General features: G+C 68.3%; 24 protein-coding genes and 3 pseudogenes. 18 read left to right on the top strand and 9 right to left on the bottom strand.

Annotated elements, in window-relative coordinates; translation table 11 throughout:
• Positions 1-272 precede the first annotated feature (272 nt).
• The gene (locus tag ACLQ2T_RS12345; protein WP_425766139.1) at positions 273-848 is read right to left on the bottom strand and encodes an HD domain-containing protein; all 576 of its coding nucleotides are present in this window, start codon (positions 846-848) and stop codon (positions 273-275) included.
• Entirely contained in the window at positions 845-1,972 is a 1,128-nt protein-coding gene (locus tag ACLQ2T_RS12340; RefSeq protein WP_425766137.1) for a helix-turn-helix domain-containing protein, read from the bottom strand. Before ACLQ2T_RS12340 ends, ACLQ2T_RS12345 begins: the two co-directional genes overlap by 4 nt.
• Positions 1,973-2,868: 896 nt before the next feature.
• On the opposite strand from ACLQ2T_RS12340, the gene ACLQ2T_RS12335 reads away from it, so the two are divergent.
• The 5 genes and pseudogenes from ACLQ2T_RS12335 to ACLQ2T_RS12315 all read left to right on the top strand — a co-directional run bounded on the left by ACLQ2T_RS12335 (position 2,869) and on the right by ACLQ2T_RS12315 (position 7,225).
• Positions 2,869-3,996, top strand: a complete 1,128-nt coding sequence (locus ACLQ2T_RS12335) for a hypothetical protein (RefSeq protein ID WP_425766136.1) — start codon at positions 2,869-2,871, stop codon at positions 3,994-3,996.
• A 141-nt stretch (positions 3,997-4,137) separates the two neighbouring features.
• Complete coding sequence (locus tag ACLQ2T_RS12330) at positions 4,138-4,755, top strand: DUF2625 family protein (protein WP_425766135.1); 618 nt, start codon at positions 4,138-4,140, stop codon at positions 4,753-4,755.
• 205 nt (positions 4,756-4,960) lie between these two features.
• Positions 4,961-6,157, top strand: a complete 1,197-nt coding sequence (locus ACLQ2T_RS12325) for a helix-turn-helix domain-containing protein (protein ID WP_425766134.1) — start codon at positions 4,961-4,963, stop codon at positions 6,155-6,157.
• A gap of 514 nt (positions 6,158-6,671) precedes the next feature.
• Positions 6,672-6,932: pseudogene (locus ACLQ2T_RS12320) on the top strand (hypothetical protein).
• Positions 6,929-7,225, top strand: a complete 297-nt coding sequence (locus ACLQ2T_RS12315) for a hypothetical protein (RefSeq protein WP_425766133.1) — start codon at positions 6,929-6,931, stop codon at positions 7,223-7,225. Before ACLQ2T_RS12320 ends, ACLQ2T_RS12315 begins: the two are co-directional and overlap by 4 nt.
• 175 nt (positions 7,226-7,400) lie before the next feature.
• On the opposite strand, the gene ACLQ2T_RS12310 is transcribed toward ACLQ2T_RS12315, so the two are convergent.
• From ACLQ2T_RS12310 to ACLQ2T_RS12300, 3 genes are all read right to left on the bottom strand, one after another.
• Positions 7,401-8,546 carry a polysaccharide deacetylase family protein gene (locus ACLQ2T_RS12310; protein WP_425766132.1) on the bottom strand — a complete coding sequence of 382 codons (1,146 nt, stop codon included), beginning with the start codon at positions 8,544-8,546 and terminating at the stop codon, positions 7,401-7,403.
• 231 nt (positions 8,547-8,777) lie between these two features.
• Positions 8,778-9,341: a DinB family protein gene (locus ACLQ2T_RS12305; protein WP_425766131.1), complete on the bottom strand. Its 564-nt coding sequence runs from the start codon at positions 9,339-9,341 to the stop codon at positions 8,778-8,780.
• A 286-nt stretch (positions 9,342-9,627) separates the two neighbouring features.
• Positions 9,628-10,110 carry a hypothetical protein gene (locus ACLQ2T_RS12300; protein WP_425766130.1) on the bottom strand — a complete coding sequence of 161 codons (483 nt, stop codon included), beginning with the start codon at positions 10,108-10,110 and terminating at the stop codon, positions 9,628-9,630.
• A 92-nt stretch (positions 10,111-10,202) separates the two neighbouring features.
• On the opposite strand from ACLQ2T_RS12300, the gene ACLQ2T_RS12295 reads away from it, so the two are divergent.
• Positions 10,203-10,772, top strand: a complete 570-nt coding sequence (locus tag ACLQ2T_RS12295; protein ID WP_425766129.1) for a TetR/AcrR family transcriptional regulator — start codon at positions 10,203-10,205, stop codon at positions 10,770-10,772.
• Between the two features lie 201 nt (positions 10,773-10,973).
• The gene (locus ACLQ2T_RS12290; protein WP_425766128.1) at positions 10,974-11,291 is read left to right on the top strand and encodes a hypothetical protein; all 318 of its coding nucleotides are present in this window, start codon (positions 10,974-10,976) and stop codon (positions 11,289-11,291) included.
• A gap of 345 nt (positions 11,292-11,636) precedes the next feature.
• Here ACLQ2T_RS12290 and ACLQ2T_RS12285 read toward each other — a convergent pair.
• A pseudogene (locus tag ACLQ2T_RS12285) lies at positions 11,637-11,777 on the bottom strand (VOC family protein); the annotation flags it as partial.
• A 290-nt stretch (positions 11,778-12,067) separates the two neighbouring features.
• On the opposite strand from ACLQ2T_RS12285, the gene ACLQ2T_RS12280 reads away from it, so the two are divergent.
• The gene (locus ACLQ2T_RS12280) at positions 12,068-12,475 is read left to right on the top strand and encodes a hypothetical protein (protein WP_425766127.1); all 408 of its coding nucleotides are present in this window, start codon (positions 12,068-12,070) and stop codon (positions 12,473-12,475) included.
• Between the two features lie 426 nt (positions 12,476-12,901).
• On the top strand, positions 12,902-13,069 hold the full coding sequence (locus tag ACLQ2T_RS12275) for a hypothetical protein (RefSeq protein WP_425766126.1): 168 nt from the start codon (positions 12,902-12,904) through the stop codon (positions 13,067-13,069).
• Between the two features lie 190 nt (positions 13,070-13,259).
• On the opposite strand, the gene ACLQ2T_RS12270 is transcribed toward ACLQ2T_RS12275, so the two are convergent.
• On the bottom strand, positions 13,260-13,757 hold the full coding sequence (locus ACLQ2T_RS12270) for a MarR family winged helix-turn-helix transcriptional regulator (RefSeq protein WP_425766125.1): 498 nt from the start codon (positions 13,755-13,757) through the stop codon (positions 13,260-13,262).
• A gap of 31 nt (positions 13,758-13,788) precedes the next feature.
• On the opposite strand from ACLQ2T_RS12270, the gene ACLQ2T_RS12265 reads away from it, so the two are divergent.
• Together ACLQ2T_RS12265 and ACLQ2T_RS12260 are read left to right on the top strand one after the other, a co-directional pair.
• Positions 13,789-14,853, top strand: a complete 1,065-nt coding sequence (locus ACLQ2T_RS12265; RefSeq protein ID WP_425766124.1) for a GNAT family N-acetyltransferase — start codon at positions 13,789-13,791, stop codon at positions 14,851-14,853.
• Between the two features lie 212 nt (positions 14,854-15,065).
• Positions 15,066-16,154 carry a hypothetical protein gene (locus tag ACLQ2T_RS12260; RefSeq protein WP_425766123.1) on the top strand — a complete coding sequence of 363 codons (1,089 nt, stop codon included), beginning with the start codon at positions 15,066-15,068 and terminating at the stop codon, positions 16,152-16,154.
• Between the two features lie 56 nt (positions 16,155-16,210).
• Here ACLQ2T_RS12260 and ACLQ2T_RS12255 read toward each other — a convergent pair whose 3' ends face one another.
• Positions 16,211-16,957 (bottom strand): HAD family hydrolase, encoded by a 747-nt coding sequence (locus ACLQ2T_RS12255; RefSeq protein WP_425766122.1) that lies wholly within the window; start codon positions 16,955-16,957, stop codon positions 16,211-16,213.
• 341 nt (positions 16,958-17,298) lie between these two features.
• On the opposite strand from ACLQ2T_RS12255, the pseudogene ACLQ2T_RS12250 reads away from it, so the two are divergent.
• From ACLQ2T_RS12250 to ACLQ2T_RS12240, 3 genes and pseudogenes are all read left to right on the top strand, one after another.
• A pseudogene (locus tag ACLQ2T_RS12250) lies at positions 17,299-18,077 on the top strand (transposase family protein).
• Between the two features lie 1,055 nt (positions 18,078-19,132).
• A complete protein-coding gene (locus ACLQ2T_RS12245) occupies positions 19,133-20,041 on the top strand; it encodes an NADP-dependent oxidoreductase (protein ID WP_425766121.1) in 909 nt (302 codons plus the stop codon).
• 137 nt (positions 20,042-20,178) lie between these two features.
• Complete coding sequence (locus ACLQ2T_RS12240; protein ID WP_425766120.1) at positions 20,179-20,376, top strand: helix-hairpin-helix domain-containing protein; 198 nt, start codon at positions 20,179-20,181, stop codon at positions 20,374-20,376.
• A gap of 19 nt (positions 20,377-20,395) precedes the next feature.
• Here the strand turns inward: ACLQ2T_RS12240 and ACLQ2T_RS12235 are convergent, their stop codons facing one another.
• Positions 20,396-20,662 carry a helix-turn-helix domain-containing protein gene (locus tag ACLQ2T_RS12235; RefSeq protein ID WP_327021964.1) on the bottom strand — a complete coding sequence of 89 codons (267 nt, stop codon included), beginning with the start codon at positions 20,660-20,662 and terminating at the stop codon, positions 20,396-20,398.
• 72 nt (positions 20,663-20,734) lie between these two features.
• Here ACLQ2T_RS12235 and map point away from each other — a divergent pair, with 72 nt between their 5' ends.
• From map to ACLQ2T_RS12215, 4 genes are all read left to right on the top strand, one after another.
• Positions 20,735-21,514 (top strand): type I methionyl aminopeptidase, encoded by a 780-nt coding sequence (gene map / locus ACLQ2T_RS12230; protein WP_425766119.1) that lies wholly within the window; start codon positions 20,735-20,737, stop codon positions 21,512-21,514.
• A gap of 141 nt (positions 21,515-21,655) precedes the next feature.
• A complete protein-coding gene (locus ACLQ2T_RS12225) occupies positions 21,656-23,026 on the top strand; it encodes a sugar porter family MFS transporter (RefSeq protein WP_425766118.1) in 1,371 nt (456 codons plus the stop codon).
• A gap of 189 nt (positions 23,027-23,215) precedes the next feature.
• Positions 23,216-23,518, top strand: coding sequence for an urease subunit gamma (locus tag ACLQ2T_RS12220; RefSeq protein WP_327021961.1), 303 nt, complete (start codon positions 23,216-23,218; stop codon positions 23,516-23,518).
• Positions 23,519-23,549: 31 nt separating this feature from the next.
• Positions 23,550-24,008 (top strand): urease subunit beta, encoded by a 459-nt coding sequence (locus ACLQ2T_RS12215; protein ID WP_425766117.1) that lies wholly within the window; start codon positions 23,550-23,552, stop codon positions 24,006-24,008.
• Positions 24,009-24,012 lie beyond the last annotated feature (4 nt).

Genomic DNA, 24,012 nt, shown 5'->3' with positions numbered 1-24,012 from the left:
CGCCGGGAGTACAGCAGCGAAGTACAGCAGTTCGTCGTCGCGTCAGGGATTCGCCGAGCCGCTTGAGGGCGTCCCTGGTCGCCTGCGAGGACACCTGCGTGTAGATCTCCATCGTCACGGAGAAGCGGGCTGGACGGCGGCAAACCGACGGGCGCCGGCACGGAGGAGGTTCCGAGCGTCCAGTCGTTCCCCGACGCGATGTACAGAGCTTACAAGCGAGGGTTCAGCTTGCTTGGAGTGATCGACCCCGGTGGTCGGTCTGTGCCTGGTGGTTATGCCGGTGGTGGGGTGAGCCAGGCGAGGGGTTGTCCGGTGAGGGCGGCGTCGGCGAGGCGGTGGGCGCTGGTGGTTTTGAGTGCCGCGCGTGAGCTGTCGATCCAGCGTTGGACGTTGTCTATGCCCTGGTGGCGGTACTCGACTGCCTGGACGAGGCATTCCAGTTTGTCAGCGTCGCGGGCGACGATGGCCTCTGGTGTCTCGCCCGCTTCGTACTCGGCGACGGCGGCGTTGATGAGGTCAGCGACGGCAGGTGGGCAGGCGGCGACCTGGTCGGCGGTGACGGTGGTGTTGGGCGCGGCGGTGAGGTAGCGCTTGGCGATGTGTGGGATGTCGGTGATCCGGGTTTCCTGGGTGTCGTGCAGAACGCACAGCATCGATACCCGGGCCGGGTCGGCACCTTCCATGGCGGCGAGCATCATCCCGATGAGCGCGGTGCGGAATGAGTGGTCGGCGATGGATTCGGGGTGCTTGATGCCGGCGAACCACCAGCCGGTGCGGGCCGCGCGTTTGAGTACGCCGGCCTCGAAGATGAAACGCATGGCTCCGGCGGCGTCGTGATCGTCGTTCATCTGCCCGTCCCTGTGCCGGTGACTCCGTCTGCTCGCAGGCTGTAGACGATAGAGGTTAGTTCCTGCCGGGATTGTGGAGAGATGTGGTCGCTGTCCAGGATCCGCGTATTGCGTTCGAGGAGCGCGCGGCTCTCGGCGGGGTTGTCGAGGGTGAGCCTGCGGCGTACGGCGAGCAGAGCCCAGATGTTGTGGACGTTGAGGTCGACGAAGGGGTGCGTGGGATCGAGGCGCTGGACCAGGTGCCGGAAGAGAACCGAGCCGTGCCAGTCTGCGAGCGGAGCCGGCATGAATGAGTCGTCGTGCTGGCGGTACGGGATCTCGCCGACCCAGTAGGCCGAGTAGTTCAGGGCTGCTCGCTCGCAGGCGTCGTCCGGATGCGCGCGGGCGAGAAAGTCTCGTAAGGGTTCCGGGTCGCCCTGGTTCGCAAGGGATGTGACGACGGAGCGGGCGTCAGGCCACAGCGGTGACCAGGTTCGGAACGTGATCGCCCTGCGGGTACGGGTGGTGGTCTGGGAGAGCCATCCGGCGGCTGTCCCGGTGGGGTCCATGCCCGCGAGAAAGCAGGCTTGTCGGTGCAGCAGAACGTTCGGGTCACGTCCGGCGGCTGCCCGTTCGGCGAGTACGTGAAGCCGGGTGAAGAACGCGCGTTGCTCGTCGGCGGGCAGGGCCGGCCCTGACGCCACCGGACCTCGCCGGGCCTGGGCGACGGGTATGCCTCTGGCGAAGGTCGGTGTCTGCCCGAGAACAGCCCAGAGGATCAGATCGGTCAGACGGTGGGTGAGTACGCACCAGCCGAGCGGCTGTTCGGCGATGTCGCACCGATCCACCTGGCCGCCCAGGACTGCGGCGAGGATGAAGTCTGCCTCGGCGGCGTCGTCGAGTGCGGCGAGCAGGGTCACGTTCGCTCCGAGCCGACCGAGCCTGCGGCGGACGGCGAACGCCTGCCCGAGCGGCACCGCCGTGAAGGGCCGACGCCCGGACTCCCAGCTCTGCACGGTCACGCGGTCGACGCCCAGGTCGGCGGCGAGTTGCTCCTGCGTCAGCGGAATGGACTCCCGGATCAGCTTGAGCAGGTAGCCGGTCACCTCGCCCCGCTGTGGTGCTGATCGTCCGCGACCTGCCATGCGTCATCCCTACGTTGACCGGTGGTCGACGTTCCCGCCCTGAAAACAACCGCTGCGGCCGACATGTGGGCTGCTCACTCGTACTGCGGGTGACTCCCGCCGCCGTCGTTGTGATCGTAGCGTCGCAGTTACCGAACGTTCTAGATCCGGTCCCGTGGCTGGGGGTCGGCCATGGGGCGCTGCCCGGCGGAGGGGGCCAGTAATGCGGGACAGGACGCCACCGGGGCGACGAGTGTCCTACGACCAGTACCTGATCGCCGTAGCGATGACCTTGGCACGGCGACACCGACCGGCATGGTCGTGGCGCAAATGGAGGTGGCTGTGCCGGTGCGGGGCCGACCTGCCCTGCCGCGCCCGGCACCGCATCCCCATCAACCGCGGCCATTGGCCGACCGAGGAGGAGCAATGACCAGCGGCGCGGAGCAAGCCATTCTCGCAGTCCATCTTCGAGGGCTCGACGGCTTGTGCGTCGGTTGCCGGGTGTGGTGGTCGCGGCTGGTGCCGTACCCGTGTTGGCAGGTGGAGTGGGCGACCAGTCGGCAGGCACGCGCGAGCGTGGCCCGGTTTCTCGGCGGTGTGCGGTGACCAGCCACGGCCCAGTCATGCCGATCTGGAGCTGCGGCGGCTGCGACCTTCCCTGGCCGTGCCCGACGCGGCGGCAGGAGTTGCGCGCGGAGTACGCGGGCGCTCCGGTGTCTCTGGCCCTCTACCTCGGCGTCTGTCTCGTCCAGGCCGCCGAGGACATGCCCTGGGCACCGGCCGGCGCGCTGCACCGGCGCTTCATCGGCTGGGCCAGGCAGCCGCCGGAAGTACATCAGCGAAGTACAGCTACCGTGCCGGTCGAACGGGGCCGGAACGGGCCGGGCAGCCCGAGCCATCGTCGATAGGCTGCCGCCGTGATTCGTGAGATGCGCTTCGTCGTGTCGGTGCCGGATGAGGTTTCGGCCTATGCCGTCGCCGAGAAGCTGGCCGAGCGCGGCCACCTGCTGGTCGCGGTACGGGAGGTGCCGACCGACCCGCTGGAGGGTCGCTTCGCCGGCTGGTGGCGAGCCCACTCGCTGGTGGTGGACCCGCCCTACGAGGGTCCGCTGGAGGTTTCACCGGCCGAGAAAAAGGCCGTCGCGGCCATTGCCCGGGAGTATGGCGGGCAGGTCAACTCGGCGTGCGGCCAGTTTCCGGACAAGGCGATCGAGCGCTTCTCCCGGGAGGGCCTCGCGCACGAGCTCGACCGGGCCGAGGCCGACCGGATCCGCGCGGAGCTCGTCGGCGGGCAGACGGCCGCCGCGCCGTCTCTGCCCGCGCCTGCTGGACTCAAGTGTGGTGGTTTCCGTCGTCCTGCCGCCGATCTTCGTGCGGCGGCCCAGGTGGTGCCCTTCGAGGGGCGGACCTTCGACGGTGTGGGTGATCTGATCGCGGCGATCGCGAACGACGCGTTCCCGCAGGGCTCGGTGGTGCCCGCCACCCCGGGCGCGGTGCCGCTGCTGGCCGCGCTGGCGGGTGCCGGCGGGGTGAGCGACTTCTACCGGGCGATGACGCTCATGGTGCTGTTCCAGATGAGCACCGCGGGTCGGCGACGGCTGGCCTACCAGGCGGACGCCCCGGAAGACGGCGGCGCCGAGACGTCTGCGGAGACAGCCACCCGGGCCGCGGTCGCGGCGGTGCTGCCCGGTCTCGCCGTGGGCCGCAGCGAGCTGGCCGAGTTCCTCCTCGCCGGGCTGTCCGCGGCCACGCGGGAGGCGGGGGCCGCAACGCCGGCTGGCCTGGAGCGGATCGCCGGGCGGTACGCGGGCACCGCCCGCAGCGCGGTGGTGGACCTGATCCGAGCCGTGGCCGACGGGGCCGAAGAGCCCATCCGGACCGCCACCGCAGCGGTGGTGGCGGCCCTGCCCGAGGTGGTCGACGGCGTGCAGAGCATGAAGGCCACGGTTGAGGGGCGGGCACTCGACACGCTCGATACCGTGCTGCAGTGGGAGCTGGACAACACTCGGCTGTCCAAGCTGGGCGCGGTCTTCGGCCCCCGCTGATGACCGCCGGCCCACCGCCGTTGGGGCCGCTGAACAACGCTGGCGACCGCGAGGCCGCCCGCTCAGCCGCCTACGACGCGTCCCTCGTCGCTGTGGACGATGCATTCGCGGTCCCCCGGTTCCTTCTGGGAGGCTGAGGGGGTGGATCAGTCTGCGTGGTCTGAGATCTCGGCGCTGGTGGGAGCGGCTCCGTATCCGGTCCAGGTGCTGGCGGCGGATCCTGAGCGGGCGGCAGCCTGCTTGGCAGCCGTGGAAATCACGACCAGGTCGTGGCTCGGGGCGGTGGTGGCCAACAGTGGCGGGCTGCTGATCGATCACGGCTGGCTTCGGGTGCTCGGTGCTGGGTACGACGGGCTGCCGGATGTCGCGGCCGAGATGGCCCGTGGGGCTGGTCGTCTGGTCGTCGCTTTCGATGTGATGGGCGGACAGTTCGCGTGGTTGCAGGCGGAGCCGGGTGTGAGGCCGACGGTGCATTACTTCGGCCCGGAGGACCTGACTTGGCAGGACCTTGAGCTTGGTTATGGCGACTGGCTGGAGGTGATGCTCACAGGCGCTATGACCGAGTTCTATGAGGGCTTGCGGTGGCCGGGCTGGGAGGCCGAGGTGGCCAGCATCGCCCTGGACCAGGGGATCCACACGTGGCCGCCGCCTTGGACCAGCGAGGGCAAGGATCTCTCCGCGGTGTCCCGCAAGCCCATCCGGCTTGCTGAACTCGTTTCGGTACAGCAGGAGTTCGCGCGTCAGCTCGGCTTTCTCTAGATCATCGCCCGAACGATGGGCAGCGGCGAGGGAGACCCTGGAAGAAGCAGCGGCAGCTGCTCGTCGGCCGGTGTGGCGGTGAAGCGGGCGGTCTACCGTCGTGGTGGGGCGCGTCGAGACGATGGGCGGGAGTACCGTCGACTGTGGTGGTCTGCCGGGTAGTGGCTGGTGGTCCGCTGCCCAGACCGCTACCTGGGAGACGATGATGAGCGATTCCGCGACCTTCGGTGCGCGCCTTCGGATGTATCGCGAGCGTGCGGGAAAGACCCGACCGGTTCTCGGCGGGCTGGTGGGACGTAGCGCGGAGTGGGTCAAGGCGTTGGAGAATGGCCGGCTACTGCCGCCCCGTCTGCCCATGTTGCTGCGGCTGGCCGAGGTGCTCGACATCTCGGATCTTGCGGATCTGACTGGCGATCAGTCGTTGCCGGTGGCGTCGGTGACCAGGGCGGGGCATTCCGAGGTCGGCAAGGTGGCGGCGGTGATGCAGCGGGCGTCGGTGCCGGGGGGCGCGGTGACACCGGTTGTCGTGATGCGCGATCTGGTGGATCAGGCGTGGGCGTTGTGGCATCGGTCGACGACTGAGCGTACGGCGGTGGCGGCGGTGCTTCCGGGGTTGCTGACGGATGCGCAGCGGAGCGCTCGGATGCTCGATGGCGGGGACCGTCGGCTGGCGTTGGCTGAGTTGGCGCGGGTGTATCACCTGGTGCAGTTGTACCTGGCACATCAGCCGTATCCGGAACTGGTGTGGCTCGCCGCCGACCGGGCGATGTCGGCTGCCCAGGACGCCGACGACCCGGCGGCGATGGCGGTGGCTGCCTGGTACTACGCGCACGTCTATCGGGGTACGAACCAGGTCGACGCCGCCGAACTGGTGTTGGCCGAGGCTGCGGATCTGGTCGATCCGGCGGCGGGTGGTGAGCAGTTGGCGCGATGGGGTCAGGTGCAACTCGGTATCGCGCTGGGCCACAGCAAGGCTGGCCGGGCCGGTCGGGCGTGGCGGGCGTGGGATGCCGCCGAATCGGCCGCGAGCCGACTCGGCGGGGGGTACGTCCATCCGTGGCTGATGTTCGGATCGGCGGCATGTGCGGCCTATGGGGTCACCATCGAGACGGACCTGTGCCGCACGGGTGAGGCGGTGCGGCGGGCCGACGCCACCGACTACCGGGCTTTACCCTCGCAGACCCGCCGGGCTGCCGCGCTGATCGATGCCGCTCGGGTGCACATGTTGGACCGTGGGGAGGTCGCTGCGGTGCACCTGCTCGGCCGGGCACTGCGGGAGAGCGTCGACACGGTGCGACACAACCCGTACGCCCGCACTGTCGCCCTGGAACTGTCGAACCGGCCGGGCACGGTCGGTGAGGACGCCCGAGAGTTGGCCCTCGCCATCGGCATGATCGGGTAACTCTCCCTGAGGTACAAACTCTCCCTGCCACGGCCGGTGACCACTCGTAGCGTTCCCGTCACTGGCGACGGCGAGCCTGTGCCTGCTTGACACCCGATAGAGCCGGACGGAGCCTCGTCGCCGCTCCCTGTTGCTCAATCGAGGGGCGTGTCTGTGGCGACCTGGTCTGAACTGTGCGCGCTGATGCGGTGGCTGTTTCGGCGGCCTCAACCGCCGCCACCGTCCGGGACCGGGCAGCGGTACCAGGACGTTGAACAGGCGGCGGCGCAACGGCGGCTACTCGACCACGCGAGGCAACTACGACGGTGCCAGGGCCACCACGAATCGGCAGCTCAGCTCAGCCCACGCCGATTGGAGGGCCTCCGGTGACCCGACGCGTGGCCAACTCGTCCGGGGGGTCATCTCTGAGCGGCCGGCGCGTCTCCTATGACGAGTACCTGTCGGCTACCGCGTTGACCTTTGCCCGTCGGCATCGGCCGGTCTGGTGTTGGTGGCGGTGGCGGTGGACCTGTCGATGTGGGTCCGATCTGCCCTGCCGTGCTCGACATCGCATTCCGATCAATCGTGGTCACTGGCCTGGGGAGGGTGAGCAGTGACCGGCGGGCCGGAACGAACGATCCTCGCGGTGCATGTTCGTGGGCTCGACGGCATGTGTGCTGGTTGCCGGGTGTGGTGGTCGCGGTTGGTGCCGTACCCGTGCTGGCAGGTGGAGTGGGCGACCAGTCGGCAGGCTCGCGCGAGCGTGGCCCGGTTTCTGGACGGTGGTGTGCGGTGACCAGCCACGGCCCGGTCATGCCGATCTGGAGCTGCGGTGGCTGTGACCTGCCGTGGCCGTGTCCGACGCGGCGGCGGGAGTTGCGCGCGGAGTACGCGGGCGCTCCGGTGTCGCTGGCTCTCTATCTCGGCGTCTGTCTCGTGCAGGCCGCCGAGGACATGCCCTGGGCACCGGCCGGGGCACTGCACCGTCGCTTCATCGGCTGGGCCAGGCAGCCACCGGAAGTACAGCAGCGAAGTACAGCAACCGTGCCAGCCGAACCCGACCGGCAGGAGCGCCACCAGGCCGGATGACCTCGCACGGCACCCGATCCGACCGGTCTGCCGTGAGTTCACACCGAATTGGTGTGCCGAGCGGGCGGGCCCGACGTGAGGTCGAGCCCGCCCGGTTTCGGTCCGGTTCTCCGGTGTTGGGCCTAGCCCGCCAGCCTGTCGTCCTGGCTGCCGGCGAACAGTCGATCAGCGATGGTCATCGTGCGACGAGGCTGAATCGCTGGTTGGTGCCGCCGTGGCAGTCGTAGAGCTGGACCTGTGCTCCGTTGGCGGTGCTCCAGGCGTCCAGGCAGCGTCCGGACTGGACGTTGCTGATGGTGCCGTTGGAGTTGACGTTCCATTGCTGGTTGCCTTGGCCGTGGCAGGCGTAGATCTGGACGGCGGCGCCGTTGCCGGAGCCTGCTGCGTCGAGGCACATGTTGCCGTACACCCGTAGTTGTTTGTCTGCGGTGTAGGTCCAGGCTTGGTGGGACTGTCCGTGGCAGTCGTAGAGCTGTACCCGGGTGCCGTTGTTCTGGGAGGCGTTGGGTACGTCGATGCATCGACCCGACTGGGTGCCGACGATCTGGCTGGCGGAGCCGGGCGGCGGCGTGGTCGGCGGGGGAGTGGTGGGGGGCGGAGTGTCGTCCGGCGCCACCGCTCGGCCGGTGCTCGGTGAGATCATGCCCGTACAGAGGTTGCGGCTGCTCAGGTTTGCCATGATCTGCGGAATCGCGTTGCGGGTGTTCTGAATGCCGTCGTGCATCAGGATCACCTGGCCGGCCTGGAGACGGCTGGCGTTGGAGACGATCTGGCTGACGCTGGCGCCGTTCCAGTCCTGCGAGTCGACGTCCCAGATCACCTGTCGCAGGCCGAGCGACGCGGCGACCGACTGGAGGGTCGAGTTGGTCTGCCCGTAGGGCGGGCGGAACAACTGCGGCCGGACGCCGGTCGCTGCCTGGATCGCTGCGTTGGTCTGGGAGAGGTCCGACTGCATCTGGCTCTGGTTCATCGAGGTCATGTACGAGTGGTTCCAACTGTGGTTGGCCACCCACATGCCCGCGTCGACCTGGGCCCGCGCGGCGGACGGGTTGCTCTGCACGGTCTGCCCGACGTTGAACATGGTCGCCCGTGCGCCGTTCGCGCGAAGCACGGACAGCAGTGCGCTGGTACTGCTGTTCGGCCCGTCATCGAAGGTGAGGGCGACGTACCCGTTGCAGACGGCGGCGCTGGACGGAGTGGCGGCGACCGCGAGACCGACGGCGCTCAGCGCCACGGTGGAGGCGAGCGCGGTCAACCGGACGGTGAGGCGCGATTTTCGGGGGGCGGACGGGCGGCGGGAGCCGCCGATACTTTCGTACATGCGCAGGTCCTCCTTGGGGCGGATGGCACCTGACGACGCATGGTTTTAATCGACAGGAGCTGATGCCACCGCGTCCGGAGTATTGCAACGGCGTTTCGAACACGTCAATAGCTTCCGGAAGTCCCCCGGAAGTTCCGGAGAGGCCGGCTGGTCGGCCGCGACCGCCCAGTGCCGGCACGCGTACGGCGGCGTTGGCGCGGCCCTGCACGTGGGGCTGGCTGAGCACGGTCTCTACATTCGCCGCGGGACGGCTCCGTCCTGCCAGCGGTAGAGGTCGCGCAGCAAGGAGATCTCGGCACCGTGATGGATCAGCTCCCTGTTGACGTGCAGGATTCGGTTCGCCATGGGGAACCGCTCGGAACCCACCGTGGGTGGGTTCTCCAGGTCGGCGTCCGAGAGGCCGCGAACCCCCGCGTTCCATCTTCCGTACATCTCATCGAGCTGTTTCAGCGCCTCGTCAGCGGTCCCCGCGTAGGCGAATGTCTCGGAGTCGACGTCCCGGCCGCCGAAGTACCATCCGACCCGATAGCCCAGGCACGAGACGATGATGTGCGCCAGCCGCCAGGCGATCGTGGTCACGGGCGCCGGCACCGGGCCAGGGAACACGTTGTCCATCGTCCATTCCCCCGCACCTTCGGACAACGGTGCGGCCGACGTGGCCCGTGGGCGGATGCTCCAGCAGCCGGGCACCGGCTCCCAGAAGTACTCCTCGTCGGTGAGACCCTCCAGCCGTGGCCGCAGGTTCTTGTGCCAGTACCAGTCCAACTGCTCCGAGAGCTGCTCGCTTCTTGTCACTTCCGCACCCTACGTACAACGGAGACCTGGCGCGGCCCTCGCGGACGCCGGGCCATCGTCTGCCCCGTGCCCGGTCCGTGCCCGATGCAGGGGGCCAAGATGGGTCAACGGCGGCGCGGTACGTCCCGCGCCTGGAGCCGGTCGAGCCGCTTGGTTCCGAGTCCGGGGGACAGGTGACGCCGGACGAACGTCTCGTAGGTGGCGTAGGTCAGCGGCGGCAGCTAGCGGGGAGGCTGTTGAGCCCCTAGGTCGGTCCAATGCCTTCATCATCGGCTCGACACCCGCTTCAGACCTTGCCCGCCGCGATCCGGGACGCCGCCTTGCGCAGAACCCCGGGCACGAGCCGGCGATGCAGGACCGACAGCGGAGGCCAGACCAGGTGCGCCAGCCAGCGGTCGTAGCGTAGGAATGTTCCCAGCGCCACGCTGTCACCGGTCGCTTGGACGACCAGGTTGGCAGCCAGGAACCAGGAGGTGGCTTCGAGTCGGATCCATTCGTCATCCTGCTCGGCGATCTGCCAGCCGGCTACGGTGTCCGCCGACACGGTCCGGCTGAGCCGCAGGCCCATCAGGCCCCGCCACAGAAACAGCTCGATGGCGTCGGGCGTGTCACCGAACATCACCCGGGCCCACCGTTCGACCGTTGCGGCGGCGTCGGTCGGCAGCACGAAGTGGTCGGCGTAGTCGATCCGAGACAGGGAGCTGAGGGTACGCACCGACGCGGGCAGACGTTCGGCCCCGACGGTGCTGACGATGGCTTTTACGCTCATGGGGACCGCTCCATCCGCAATATACGGTACCGTATATTTGCACTGTAGCGGGCGTATACGGTGGTGTACACAACAGAACGAGGTGAGATGCAGTGGCTGCCACCCGCACGCCCCGCGAAAGGTGGATCGAGGAGGGCCTGCTGGTCTTGGCCGAGGGCGGCCCGGACGCCGTCCGGGTCGAGGTGCTCGCGAAGCGGCTCGGCGTCACCAAGGGCGGTTTCTACGGCTTCTTCGACGACCGCGATGCGCTGCTGCGCGCGATGCTCGACGTGTGGGAGCGCGAGAGCACGGACGAGGTGATCGCGCGCGTCCAGCGTGAGGGTGGCGACCCGCGCAGCCAGATCCAACGGGCCGGTGTGCTCACGTTCTCGAGTAGCCGGTTGCTGCCGATCGACCTCGCGATCCGCACCTGGGCGCGGCGCGATGAGGTGGTCGCCGAGCGGCTGCGCGCGGTGGACAACCGGCGGATGGCGCTGCTGCGCCAGATGATCGGCGCCTTCTATGCGGACCCGGAGGAGATCGAGGCCCGCGCCCTGCTCGCCTTCTGCATGGCGATTGGCGTGCACTTCCTGGCCGCCGATCACGAGCAGCGCACCCGGGGTGAAGTTGCACAGCGTGCGGTCGACCTGTTGTTCGATCGCGCGCCCCGCTCCGCAGGTTGATCGTTGCCTTCAGGGCAAGGAGTCTGCCGGTGCGGGCAATGGGTGAGTAGCTGGGTGACGACGGGCGCGAGCGGCGGTGGACCCCGTGGACGTTCGAGGACCGCTTCCACAGGTCGGCGCCCGTGACGAGGCAGGTCAGCGCGCCCGGTTAGTTGTCTGGGGGCCAAGCAGTCGGGTGGAGATGGCGGACAGGATGTTCGTATGGCGGTGATCGATCCAGCGGGCTGGTATGAGGTCAGGAAAACCGCCGCGTGTACCGCATGGCCTGAGGCCACGGAAAGGCATCCGTTGGGCAGCGTGGCGAACGGTGTCGTGGTCGCCGAGGCTGTGTTCGGGGTCTTCGCCGAACTCGACGAGGTGCCGGACGCGATGGCCTTGTTCGACATCGCTACGTGGCCGCGTGGCCGACCGTTGCCGGCGATTGGTACTCGGCTTTGCGGAAGAGTGGTGGGCCACCGGCCCGGACATGACGACCATCCAGGGCAGTTGCGGCTGGCGCCGCTTGATCAAGGTCCGTAGGACCGTCTTATAGGTGGGTGGTCACCCGAGCTGCCGCCGAATCCAACAGGCAAGGTGGGTGAGGGCGGCCGAGACGGGGTCGGTCATCGTGCCGCCTGGCTCTACCGCCAAGACGGAGACGTCAAGTTCACCGTCTACCGCTTAAACTTCATCGATGGAACGTACCTGGAAACGATCTTCATCAGCGCGGACACGGTCGACCCCAGCTGGGCCTTCGACGCCTGGCGTTCGGTGACTCGATCGGGCAATTAGCGATCAGAGGACGTGCCCGCCGGGTGGCTGACTGAGTGGCGATCGGTGCGGACGTTGACGGCCGGTCGAGCCGCCGATCGGACGTGCAGCCGACTACGTGGCGTTTGACCAGGCACGGCTGGACAGCACAAGTCGATATCCGTCGGGGTCCTCCACCGTCACACCCCATCGATCCCAGTACGCGCCCTGGGCGATTCGGCGGCCACCGGCCTTTTCGAGCCCGGCGATCATGGCGAGGCGGATTGCCGCCGTGGGGTCGATCATCGGAACCACTCCGTTCTCTCGGTCGATGACCACTATCGAAGCTCAACGTGACTTGAGGTCAACGTACGCATCTGCGGCGACGAGGACGCAAGCCTGCAGGCACTGCGGTGGCCGTCATGGTCCTGTCTCGGGACAGGACAGATAGCTCATGACGACTAGTGTCCAAGATTGCGACCCCTCGGTGTTTCGGCGAGTCTGCGTCGCAAAAGCAGAGACATGAGATGACGGCTGGATGAGGCCCGGGGTCGTAGGGTGCTGTGATGGTCGACAGTTGGGCTGCTCCGCAGCGGGGAAACTGCACCTGCACGGTTCATCTCGAGCACCTCCTCAATGTGGTGCTGCCGCCGGCCCGTCCGGATTTGGAACCCATGACCGTCGCCGAACTGCTTGACACCGGCGACCTCAAAGCCGACCCGCTCACGGAGGCGGAACGAAGGCGGGGCGGCGCCGGGTACCACTGGTCTCTCTGGGTCGGTGACGCCGCCCGCGGATACTACGACGACCACGCGTCGCTGCGACTCGACGTGGGCATCCTGGCCACGCCGGGCGTCGAGCGCGTGGAGTGGCTCGATCGGGAGGAGTTTGTGGTCGGCGCGCCGACACTGTGCGTCGACGGGATGACGGCCGTGGTCGCCAACGTGCTGGCCGACCCCCGCGTGCGGGTGTAGAAGCCTGCATCGGCTCGAAACACAGCAGGTTGCGCAGGTAGCGGGTCCTGCATCGCGGCCACGACGCCTTGGGCAGAGCCGCGCTGACGGCCTGGAATCGGACCGCTGGGAGTCGTCGGCGACGTACACCTCAGGAAATTCCGCGCAGTGGCAGTGCGTCCCGACCTCGGAGGGGCCGGCGACCGTCGATGGCAACCAAGATGAACGGCGAGAGCCGTCAATCTTGGACATTTTTCGATAGCTGATGACGACAAGTGTCCAAGATTGCGAGCCTTCGGCGTTTCGCGGAGCGGCCTGGTGGTGTGGGGGAGTCGGAGCAGGGGCTCTGATCTTGTCCGAGCTGGCTCGACCGGTGGATCCGTCGCTCGCCGGTCCTGCCGCTCGCCGGTCGGTTCGTTCTGCGCGTACCGGGGTATATCGGAGAACGTGGATCGTGAGGACTGGCGGCTGCTCGCCGCGCGGCATGGTCAGGACGGCGAGGAGCCTCGTCGTTGCCGGGATTGCCGCGCCTACTGGCCGTGCGACTTTCGGCTGCGTGCCGAGGTGGAGTTGGCTGCTCACCTGCGGCCGTACCCCATCTCCTCGGCGACGTGAGGCGATGATCTCCGCACCCGGCCTACGGGTCACAATGGCTGGGTGCGGATGCGGCGAGGCCCGCGATGGTACGGCGACTGTTCCGTCTGCGGTCATGACTGGCGCGAACACATCCCGCCGGAGCCGTGCAGCGAGTGCCGGTACGAGATCGAGCATGAACAGTCGGAAGCTCCGTCCACCCCATGCCCGGCTACGGCCCCACCGCCTCCTGCTCGTCGCTGATCGGAGCCGGTGCTGCCAGCCGTCGGGCGATCCGTTCGATGGCGGTGAGGTCTTGCGGGGTCAGCCGGTCGATGAAGTGGCGTCGGACCGACTCGACATGGGTCGGTGCGGCCTCTTCGAGTGCGGCCAGTCCCTGGGCGGTGAGGGTGAGGAGGCAGCCGCGGCCGTCGCTCGGGTCGGGGGTGCGCCGCAGCAGGCCGCGGGCCTCCATTCGGGTGGCGTGGCGGGACAGTCGGCTGCGTGACCAGCCCATCTTGTCGGCCTGTTCGCCCAGGCCGCTGGTGTGGTCGGGTCGTTCCGAGAGGGTGCTCAGCACCTCGTAGTCGGGTTCGGAGAGCCCGAGCGCCGCGAGGTCGCGGGCCGTGCCGGTCGACACGGCGACCATCACCCGCCGGTACGCCCGCCACGCCCGCTCCTCATCCGGATTCAACCAGCGTACGGGCTCCGCTGCCGGGTTCGTTGACATGTAATCAATCTAGCACCTACGATTCGTTTCCATGTCAACGAGACCGCTTCGTGTTCTTGCCCTGGTGTGCAGCACCCGTCCCGGCGCCCTGGGTCCGATCGTCGGGCAGTGGCTGATCGAGACGCTCACCCCGCGGGCCGCGGAACTCGGGGTCGAGTTCGTACCGGTCGCCATCAGTGACCTGAGCCTGCCGTTCCTGGACGAGGAGGCGCATCCCTCGTCCGGCGAGTACCGGCATGAGCACACCCGCCGCTGGAGCGAGACCGTCGACGCGGCGGACGGCTTCATCGCGATCACACCGGAGTACAACCACAGCATGCCGGCGACCCTGAAGAACGCGCTGGACTACCTCAGTCGGGAATGGGCGTGGAAGCCGATCGGGTTCGTCAGCTACGGCCACACCTCGGCCGGCACCCGGGCGGTCCAGCACGCCAAGCAGGTGGTCACCACGTTGCGCCTGGTCCCCCTGGGCGCCACCGTGGCGATCCGGATCGGTGAGGCCGTGCAGGACGGGCGACTGCGGCCCGACCCCGCCCGGCAGGCGGCGGGTGTCGGGCTCCTGGACGAGTTGGTCCGGGTCGCCCACGCGCTGCGGCCGATGCGGGAACGCGCACAGGCGGACGCCTGCGCCGGTCCGCTGCCCGGTTCGTACGTCAGACCACTGACGGCCGACGACGCGGGCCAGGTGACGGTGCTCCAGCGGTGCTGCTGGGTGGACGAGGCCCTGGCCAACGACAGCCTGGCCATCCCGGCCCTGCACGAGTCGCCGGAGCAGGTACGCGACTGGCTGGCCACCTGGCACACCACCGGCCTCTGGCTGGACGGCCGACTGCTGGGCATGGTGCGGACCCGCCGCGTCGGGACCGACTGGCATGTGGGTCGGCTCGCCGTGGTCCCTGACCTGCGCGGCCGAGGGGTGGGCCGGTGGCTTCTGCGCACCGCCGAAGCCGCCGCCGACCCCGCCTGCGACCGCATCGTGCTGTTCACCGGGGCCAGGAGCCAGTACAACATCGACCTCTACCACCGCGAGGGGTACCGGACGGTGTCCTCCGCCAACCCGGACGGCACCACCAGCCTGGCCAAGCCGGTGGTCTGACGGATCGTCGCGGCCGTGGGTGAGCGATCGAACCGCGCTCGGTCCGGCGACGTCGGGCAGAGCGCTTCTGTGCATGAGTCGCGATGACCGACTTTGATACATGCCGGAGGTGATTGTTTCACGACACCGAAACATCGGCGCTGCTCATTGTGAGCAGGACGTCACAGATCACACACTCCTGTGCGTCATGTTCCGGTCGAACGGAGGAACACATGCGTCTCCGATCATTCGTCAGCACGGCGCTGGCCGCTGTCCTGGCCGCCGCCGCCGCACTCGTGCCGGCGGCACCTGCCGCAGCGGCCACCGCTGACCGTTGGGGGTTCGCTTTCGTCAAGGACCCCACCGTGTCGGTCTGGACCGTGCTTGACACCACCCGGCAGTGGGGTAGCTGGAAGACGGCATTCCCGAACGCCTGGGCCGACGGCATCAAGGTCGGACCTGGCCGGTTCCAGGTCCGCTTCCCGCAGGTGGGCGCGGGCCAGCGGGGCGTACCGCATGTGACCCCGGTGAACCGGAGCGGGCACTACTGCGAGGTGGTTCGCTGGGGCCAGTCCGGCGCCGACCAGATCGTCGACGTGCAGTGCCACCGGCCCGGCGGCGCGCGCGAGGACACCCCGTTCACCGTGCTCTGGACGACCAGCTCGGGCGTGCTGCCGGCCGGTAACTCCTATGCGTACGTGCAGTGGGCCGGCAGTGGGTTGATCCAGTCGTACAACTCCACGGGCATGGGGAACGGGGCCGGGGCGATCGGCGTCGGGCAGTACGTGGTGCGGTTCCCCGGGGTGGGGCTGCCCGACCTGCTGGCCGGCAACGTGCAGGTCACCGCAGTGCAACCGAACGCCCTTCCCCGCCGATGCAAGGTGAACTCCTGGGGCGCGCTCGGCACCCTGGTGCATGCGGAGGTCTTCTGCTACGACCAGGCCGGCGCGTACGCCAACACCGACTTCGCCCTCTCGTACCACCGCCGGCGGTCGGTAGTCGGCTCCTACGGCCCGCCGAATCACATCGGATACCTGGGTACCGCCGTCGGCGGGCCGACCAACGACAACTCGATGGTCGGTGTCGGCGCCAACACCGTGGTGCCGCTGGCTCCCACCGGCCGCTTCCTGGCGACCTTTCCGCAGATCGGCGTCAGGGAGACGCATGTCCAGGTCGTGGCGCAGGGCCCCGGCAGCAACTACTGCCACCTCACCCAACCCTGGTCGTACACCACCGACGCCGAGGTCGACGTGCTCTGCTTCGACAACGCCGGCGTGATCACCCCGCACCGTTTCCTGGCCACCTTCACCTCCCGGGTCTGACACCGGGCAGCGTCGGCGGCGGCTCTCCTCAGGCCACCGCCGACGCTGCGCCGTCTTCACCTCTGGTACAGCAGGGTGACCAGGCCGTGGCCATCCTCGATCCGGGCGTCCGGTCGTAGCTGCGGGTGGGGTGGTTCGCGGTCGGTGCGGGGTGAGCGCATCAGGATCGCGGCGGCGGCGCCGGCTCGTCGGGCGCAGGCGACGTCGCGGTGCACGGTGTCGCCGATGAACCAGCATTCCCCGATCGGTACGCCGATGGCCTCGGCGGCCAGCCAGGCCAGCCGGGGGTTGGGCTTCCGGAGCCCGGCCTCGTCGCTGTAGAACTCGGCGGCGAACAGGTCGGACAGTCCGGCGGTGGCGAGGAAGTCGCGATGCGCGGCCCCGCAGAGCGCGTTGCTGACCACCGCCATGGGCAGACCCGCATCCGCCGCGGCGCGCAAGGCCTCCGGGATCCCGGGGCGGACCTGCCAGTCCGGTCGCCAGGCCCAGGCGTACGCCAGGGAGGTCGCCGCCTGCTCGACCGCCGTGCGGGCCGGCTCGGGCCAGGAGTGGGTCACGAAGTCCGCCCACACCTGAGGGTGGGTCAACTCGATCGGTTCGCCGGTCTGCGCGCTGTCATCGCGCCATCGGCCGTAGGCTCTGCCGCCCTCGGTCAGGTCGGTGGTGATCTGCTCGACCGACACGGTGTCGCCGACCAGGTCGGACAGCCGCCGGACCAGGTCCGGGGGAGCCGGTGGCTGTCGCGGAGCGTCGGCCAGGACGCCACCGAAGTCCAGCAGAAGTGCACGAGGTGATCGCAACATGCCCCATCCTTGCGCAGGCAGGAGAGTCCCGTCCTTCGTCCTTTTGCCGGCACGCGCGCACGACCGAAACGAAGCTGTCCTCGATGACGAGAGCGGGCAGATGTCAGGACGACTGGGATCGCTCGACCCAGGTCAACGGTTGAATCCCTGGCTCGATAACGTCTAGATCATCGTCATGTATCACGGACTCGGGGTCGTTCGCCCGCAGTTGCTCCCGGACCGCGCGGTAGAACTCCTGCAGAGCATCATTGAGCCGCCGGGTCGGAGGTCTCTCCGGGTACTGCTCGGCTCTAAGGGACGTCTCGTAACTCCGTCGGCCGTCCATGGTGGATCATGTCGGGGTGCAGGTGATCTCGGCGGCCCGCCAGGAGTGGATCTTCCGTTCACCGGGTTGCAGCCCGTCCAGTTCCGCCGGCTGGTCCGGCTGGTCGCTGAACGCGGCGGTGACGCGATCGCGGACGGGCGGCCGGGGCGGCAGTGGTCTCTCGATCTGGCCGATCGGGTGTTACTGGTCGCCGCGTACTGGCGGACGAACCTGACGATGCGGCAGATCGGTCCGCTGTTCGGGGTGTCGCACTCCGCCGCGCACCGGGTCATCGACACCCTCGGGCCGCTGCTGGCCCTGGCTCCGGTACGCCGGCGTCGGGTAGACCAGATCGCCATCGTCGACGGCACCCTGGTCCCGACCCGCGACCACCGCCTCGCGGCACCGAGCAAGAACTACCGCTACTCGACGAACCTGCAAGTCGCCATCGACGCCCACACCCGTCTCGTCGTGGCCCTGGGTGAACCGCAGCCCGGCAACCGCAACGACACCATCGTCTACCGCACCTCCGGCATCGACCAGAAGCTCGCAGGACGGCCGGTCATGGCCGACGGCGCCTACCGCGGCAACCCCGACGTGATCATCCCGTACCGCAAACCCACCGACGGCAGCGAACTACCCGACTGGAAGAAAGACCTGAACAGACAACATCGCACCGTCCGAGCCCAGGTCGAACACGCTCTGGCCCGCATGAAGAACTTCAAGATCCTCCGTGACTACCGCCGCGCCGCCCACACATTGACCGACACCGCATCCGGCATCGCCCACCTCCACAACATCATCCTCACCGGATGACACCCAGCACCGTTACCCGGCAACGCCTCCACCCAGTTACGAGACGTCCTTTAGCTCTTGTTGCCCGCGTCGTCATCGTGGTGATTTCGCTACGAGGTACAGAACCAGCCGAGTGTCCGGCCATCCTGCGAGCCCTCGCCACTCTGTTGACTCCCCCACGACGCCGCTGAGGATGCGCATAAGTCCTGCTGTAGAGCCCGGTAACGTCGTCAACGAGGCCCAACGACGGCGGTCTGGGACGCCGTGTGAGCAGGCGGCACGCAAGAGGTGTCCAGTTCGGACTGTAACGCGACGGTATTGACGGGGGCGACCATTCAGTGCATTACCTGCTGTTCTTGGTCGGTTGTTGTGCATGAGGAAGTGATGTGCGCTTGACGGACTGAGAAAGAACGTCTGCCGGGAGTATCGATCGCGACCTCATTCGCGTACGCTGATCCCACATCATGGTCCTTAATTCGAGGAGGTGTCACGATGCGTGGTGATGTTCGCGGAGTTGCCCGCGGTGTGGCCAACGCCGTTCGCGGTGTGGCCAACGCTGTTCGCGGCCCGGTCGACGCCGTCGCCGGCTGACGTTCAGTAGTCTGGTGCCAGTGATTGGGCTCGCCTTTGTCACTGGCTCAACGAGTGCGCCTAGCCGGCACTCTGGCCGCCTTTGAGCTGCCAGTATTCAGTGCCGGCTAGGCGCCTCACTGCGTCCGGGGATCGATATGCGGTCCCTGTTGAATCGAGAATAATCCGGTGGCTGTGGGATTTATTCAGCCCGCCACTGAAACGCGCATAATAGGTTTTTGGTGGCTGCATCTGGATGGTATCGGCCACCGCTCCGACGCCGCTGCCAGGTCAAGATGGTGCGCTCGGCCGACCGAAATGTGAAATCGGGACGACCTCACGTCACGATATGCGCAGCGCGGCACCGACGGTTGGTAGACCGAAGCGCTGTCGCGCGGGGCTCCGCGCGCCGTAATCCCTTGAGACGTACAGAGCTTCCCTTGACCTCGCGTGTGGTTGAGGTTTGAGACTGGCTCCTGCGACGACGGATCACGGGAGGCGTACGCATGCGGGCGGTGGTGTTCAGGCAGGTCGGCGGGCCGGAGGTGCTGGAGTGGGGCGAGGTCGCAACTCCGGAGGCGGGGCACGGCCATGCCCGGGTGAGTGTGCGGGCGGCCGGCGTGCAGCCCATCGACTGCGCGGTACGCGCCGGGCGTACCCCCGATTGGGCGCAGGCCGCGCTGCCTGCCGTGCCGGGCAACGAGTTCGCCGGAGTGGTCGATCAGGTTGGTGACGGGGTCGACGGGGTCGCCGTTGGTGACGAGGTGTTGGGCTTCGGCTTCATGAACTCCGCGGCCGAGTTCGTCGTGGTGCCCGCCGACCAGGTGACCGCCAAGCCGGCCGGGATGTCCTGGGAGGTCGCCGGTGGCTTCAGCGGCGCGGCCCAGACCGCGCACATCGCCCTCGAACAGATCCGGCCCGGGTACGGCGAAACCCTGCTCGTGCACGGTGCGGCCGGTGCCGTCGGCGCGGTCGCGGTGCAACTCGCGCGGCGGGCAGGAGCCCGTGTGGTGGGTACGGCCAGCGCCGCCAACCAGGATTATCTGCGTACCCTGGGCGCGGTGCCGGTGGTCTACGGCCCTGGCCTGGTCGACCGGCTCCGCGGCCGGCTGCCGGACGGCGCCGATCTGGTGCTCGACGGTGCCGGCGGCGAGGCCCTCACCGCGTCCCTGGCCCTGTGCGCGGACCGTTCCCGGATTCTCACCCTGACCGAGCACGCCCGCGCGGCCGACCTCGGCATCCGGACCACCCCGAACCTGCGTTCCGCTGCCCGTCTCGCCGCCCTCGCGGCCCTTCACGCCGCAGGTGATCTGCGCTTCCTCGTCCGCCGGACGTATCCGATGGCGAAGGCTGCCGACGCCCATCGGGAGGTGGAGACCGGCCACGGCCGGGGCAAGGTGATCCTGGTCCGATGAAGGTCGTAGCCGGTGACACCCCGTTGACCATGACGTTAGCGGCATCCCAGAGATCAACTACCGCCGCCAACCTCATGATCAACGGGCAGGGTGGCGAGTGATTCGCGAGGTCTGTTCACTGGCTTAGGATCGGGTGGGTGAGTTCCGATCTGGACACCCTGCCGAAGATCGGTGCGCCGGCGACGCGGGCGTTGAACAACGCCGGCTACTCGACGCTGCGCGACCTTGTCGGGGTGTCGCGCGCGGAGTTGGCCAAGCTGCACGGCATGGGGCCGAAGGCGCTCGGGATCATCCAGAGTGCGCTGGAGCAGCACGACCTGACGTTGGGTAGCTGAGGCGCCGGCAGTCGGGTCTTCAGGATGCCTGGCGGATGGGCATGTCGGCCAACCAGACGTCGGCCAGGTCGTCCAGTGGGACGTCGAGGGCCTGGCTGAGGCAGACCACCGTGCCGAAGGCCGGTGCGGGTAGCCGCCCTGCCTCGATCTTGCGTAGCGTCTCGGGGGAGATGCCGGCTGCCAGGGCCACCTCGACCAGGCTGCGGCCGGCCCGCGCGGCCCGCAGCGCCACCCCGAGGCGCTGGCCCGCGGCGATCTGTTCGGCGGTGAGTGGTTGGCGAACCATGCCAGCAGGATATCCGCCGGAGCCCTCGATCTGGCATGGTATAAAAATACCGCTTCGCAGAGGAGGGCTGTCGTGATCGAACTCAAATCGACCGATGAGATCGGCCGGATGGCGGTGACCGGCCAGTTCGTCGGTGAACTGCTCGCCGAGTTGCGCGATGTCGCGGCAGTCGGGGTCAACCTGCTGGATCTCGAACACCACGCCCGTCGGCGGATCGCCGAACGCGGTGCCGAGTCCTGCTACTGGGATTACGCGCCCTCGTTCGGCCGGGGCCCCTTCCGTAACGTGCTGTGCCTGTCGGTGAACGACGCCGTGCTGCACGGCCTGCCCCACGACTATGTGCTGCGCGACGGAGACCTGCTCAGCATCGACATGGCGGTCTGCATCGACGGCTGGGTGGCCGATTCCGCGCTCTCCTTCGTCGTCGGCACCCCCGACCCGGCCGATCTGCGGCTGATCGAGGCCACCGAGGTGGCCCTGGAGGCCGCCATCGCCGCCGCCCAGCCCGGGGGTCGCCTGGGCGACATCTCCGCCGCGATCGGCGAGGTCGCCGAGGCGTACGGCTACGGGGTCAATGCCGAGTTCGGCGGGCACGGCATCGGCCGCACCATGCACGAGGCCCCGCATGTGGCCAACAACGGCCGCCCCCGGCGTGGGGTGAAACTCGACCCCGGTCTCACCCTCGCCATCGAACCCTGGTTCTGCCGCAGCACCGACAAGATCAGGTACGACGGCGACGGCTGGACCATCCGCTCCGCCGACGGCTCCCGTACCGCCCACTCCGAACACACCGTGGCCATCACCGCTGCCGGCCCGCAGGTGCTGACCCGGCGCCCCGCCCCCGCCCGCTGAGGGGCGACTTTTCCGTCCAGATCCGTAAACCTCTCATTCTTGCTACAAAGGGAATGAGGGTGGTGATTCCGGGCGGGAGAGGGGACCGTGGCAACGGTTGACGGCACGGCCGGTCGAACCAGGCCCCCCAGACGCAATCTCGTGGCGATCATCTCGATCGTCGTTCTCTCCGGTGCCTTCTTCGGCTACAACCAGGGCGTCATCAGCGGCACCCTGCACGACATCCGTCGGGCCTTCGACGCGGACACCTTCGCGGTCGAGGCGGCGGCCAGCTGGGTGACGATCGGTGCCCTGGTCGGTGCCCTCGTCGGTGGTCATCTCGCCGACCGGCTGGGTCGGCGGGGGGCCTTGTGGGTCGCCGCGGTCACCTTCATCGTCGGCACGATCGTGCAGGCCGCCGCGCCGAGCATCGCGGTGCTCTCCGGGGCGCGACTGGTGCTCGGGCTGGGTATCGGGGTGGCCTCGGTCGCCGGGCCGATGTTCGCGGCCGAGGCTGCCCCCGAGCGCATCCGGGGCGGCCTGGTGGCGGTCTACCAGTTCTCGATCACCGCCGCGATCTTCATCGGTTACCTGGCCGACGAGCTGTTCACCAGATCCGGATCGTGGCGCTACCTGCTGGGCGTGGCGGTGCTGCTGGGGGTGGCCCTGATCCTGATCACCGTGGCGATACCGGACTCCGCGATCTGGTACCTGCGTCGGGGGGACCGGAGCCGGGCCGAGCGGTCGTTGGCCCGTACGGTGCCCCGGGACAAGGTGCAGTCGAGGCTGCACGACATGGAGCAGAGCCTGCGGGGCCGGAAGGCCGGCTGGCGGGAACTGCTGTCGCCACAGTGGCGCCGACCCCTGGCCCTGGGGATCGGGCTGGCGTTGTTCCAGCAGACCACCGGCATCAACGGGATCATCTACTACGCGGACTCGATCTTCGCGGCGGCGGGCTTCCGGTCGTCGGAGGCGCAACTGTCCGCCACCACCTGGGCGATCGGTGCGGTCAACACGGTCTTCGCCCTGCTGGCCGTGGGTCTGCTGGATCGGGTGGGCCGCCGTCCCCTGCTGCTGGTGGGGCTGCTGGGCATGGCCGGTGCCCTGGTCATGGTGAGCGTGAGCTTCCGTCAACTGGGCTCCGGCCCCTCGGGTGCGCAGACGGGCGGGCTTCCGGACGCGGGGGTCTTCCTGCTGTCCGGGGTGATCCTGTTCATCGCCTTCTACGCCATGACCATCGGTCCGGCCACCTGGACCATCATCAACGAGATCTACCCGGGCCCGATCCGGGGCCGATGCGTGGCCATCGCCTCGGCGACCCACTGGGGTGCCGAGTACGTGATCACGCAGTTCTTCCTGACTCTGCTCGACGCCCTGGGCCGGGCCGGGGTGTTCGCCCTCTTCGCCGGGCTGTGCGCCCTGGGGTTCCTCTTCGTCTGGCGGTACCTGCCGGAGACCAGGGGCAAGACCCTGGAGCAGATCCAGGACCTGTGGTCGGCCGGGAACCGGGCACGGGGCCACCGAAAGCCTTAAAACCCACCTATCCCCGTAAACCGCCTAAAAGCTATCGAAATGGGTCCTAGAGTCGAACCTGGCATTCGGTAGGTCGATGAGCGGGAACGCCAGACCGGCAGCGGGACGGTTCGGCGCGAACCCGTACCCCGGTGGGTCCGCCCAACCGGCCGGCGACGCCATCCGGCGACTGCTGAGAAGGATCAGGACATGCATCTCACACCGAGAGAGTTCGACAAGCTCACCATCCTCTCGTTGGCGATGGTGGCCAATGCGCGAAGGGCGAAGGGCCTGAAGCTCAACCATCCCGAGGCGGTGGCGGTCATCTGCGCCGCAGCCCTGGAGGGCGCCCGCGAGGGCAAGACCGTCGAAGAGGTCATGAACGACGCACGCAGCGTGCTCAAGGCCGACGACGTGATGCCGGGCGTGGGGGACATGGTCCCGATGCTCCAGGTCGAGGCGGTGTTCACCGACGGATCCCGGCTGGTCACCATCCACTCTCCCATTCAATGAGGCGCTCCCTTTCCGACAGAGCGAGGAAGACATGGCCAAACAGCATCCGGGACCGAACTCCAAGCACCTGCGCCCGATCGGCGGATACAAGCTCAGTGATCAGCCGCTGGAACTCAACGCCGGCCGTCCGGTGATCGAGGTCGTCGTGCACAACACCGGTGACCGGCCCATCCAGGTCGGCTCCCACTTCCACTTCTTCGAGGCGAACCGGTTCCTGGAATTCGACCGACCGGCCGCCTTCGGCAAACGACTCAACATCCCGGCCACCACCTCGATCCGCTTCGAGCCGGGTGACCGCAAGACCGTGCAGCTGATCCCGTTCGGCGGCCTCCAGCGGGTGTACGGGTTCAACGGCCTGGTCCAGGGCTGGACCGGCGACGACCCGACCCCGCCGGACTACCGGCCGGACCGCGCCGAGTCGCTGCACAACGCCAGGACACGCGGCTTCAAGTTCAGCGCGCAGGACCAGGGCGACAACAAGAAGCAGTAGGCAT

Source organism: Micromonospora sp. DT229 (assembly GCF_049844505.1).
Taxonomy (GTDB): Bacteria; Actinomycetota; Actinomycetes; order Mycobacteriales; family Micromonosporaceae; genus Micromonospora.
Note: the sequence above shows the minus strand (reverse complement) of the source record. Positions and strands in the feature narration are given on the sequence as shown.

Excerpts from the sequence above, each read along its gene's own strand:
- ACLQ2T_RS12340 (WP_425766137.1), bottom strand. The coding sequence starts at position 1,972 with ATGGCAGGTCGCGGACGATCAGCACCACAGCGGGGCGAGGTGACCGGC.
- ACLQ2T_RS12300 (WP_425766130.1), bottom strand. The coding sequence starts at position 10,110 with ATGAGCGTAAAAGCCATCGTCAGCACCGTCGGGGCCGAACGTCTGCCC.
- ACLQ2T_RS12270 (WP_425766125.1), bottom strand. The coding sequence starts at position 13,757 with ATGTCAACGAACCCGGCAGCGGAGCCCGTACGCTGGTTGAATCCGGAT.
- ACLQ2T_RS12280 (WP_425766127.1), top strand. The coding sequence starts at position 12,068 with ATGGTCGACAGTTGGGCTGCTCCGCAGCGGGGAAACTGCACCTGCACG.
- ACLQ2T_RS12255 (WP_425766122.1), bottom strand. The coding sequence starts at position 16,957 with ATGTTGCGATCACCTCGTGCACTTCTGCTGGACTTCGGTGGCGTCCTG.
- ACLQ2T_RS12235 (WP_327021964.1), bottom strand. The coding sequence starts at position 20,662 with ATGGTTCGCCAACCACTCACCGCCGAACAGATCGCCGCGGGCCAGCGC.
- ACLQ2T_RS12325 (WP_425766134.1), top strand. The coding sequence starts at position 4,961 with ATGAGCGATTCCGCGACCTTCGGTGCGCGCCTTCGGATGTATCGCGAG.
- ACLQ2T_RS12345 (WP_425766139.1), bottom strand. The coding sequence starts at position 848 with ATGAACGACGATCACGACGCCGCCGGAGCCATGCGTTTCATCTTCGAG.
- ACLQ2T_RS12215 (WP_425766117.1), top strand. The coding sequence starts at position 23,550 with ATGGCCAAACAGCATCCGGGACCGAACTCCAAGCACCTGCGCCCGATC.
- ACLQ2T_RS12245 (WP_425766121.1), top strand. The coding sequence starts at position 19,133 with ATGCGGGCGGTGGTGTTCAGGCAGGTCGGCGGGCCGGAGGTGCTGGAG.
- ACLQ2T_RS12260 (WP_425766123.1), top strand. The coding sequence starts at position 15,066 with ATGCGTCTCCGATCATTCGTCAGCACGGCGCTGGCCGCTGTCCTGGCC.
- ACLQ2T_RS12310 (WP_425766132.1), bottom strand. The coding sequence starts at position 8,546 with ATGTACGAAAGTATCGGCGGCTCCCGCCGCCCGTCCGCCCCCCGAAAA.
- ACLQ2T_RS12220 (WP_327021961.1), top strand. The coding sequence starts at position 23,216 with ATGCATCTCACACCGAGAGAGTTCGACAAGCTCACCATCCTCTCGTTG.
- ACLQ2T_RS12290 (WP_425766128.1), top strand. The coding sequence starts at position 10,974 with ATGGCGGTGATCGATCCAGCGGGCTGGTATGAGGTCAGGAAAACCGCC.
- ACLQ2T_RS12265 (WP_425766124.1), top strand. The coding sequence starts at position 13,789 with ATGTCAACGAGACCGCTTCGTGTTCTTGCCCTGGTGTGCAGCACCCGT.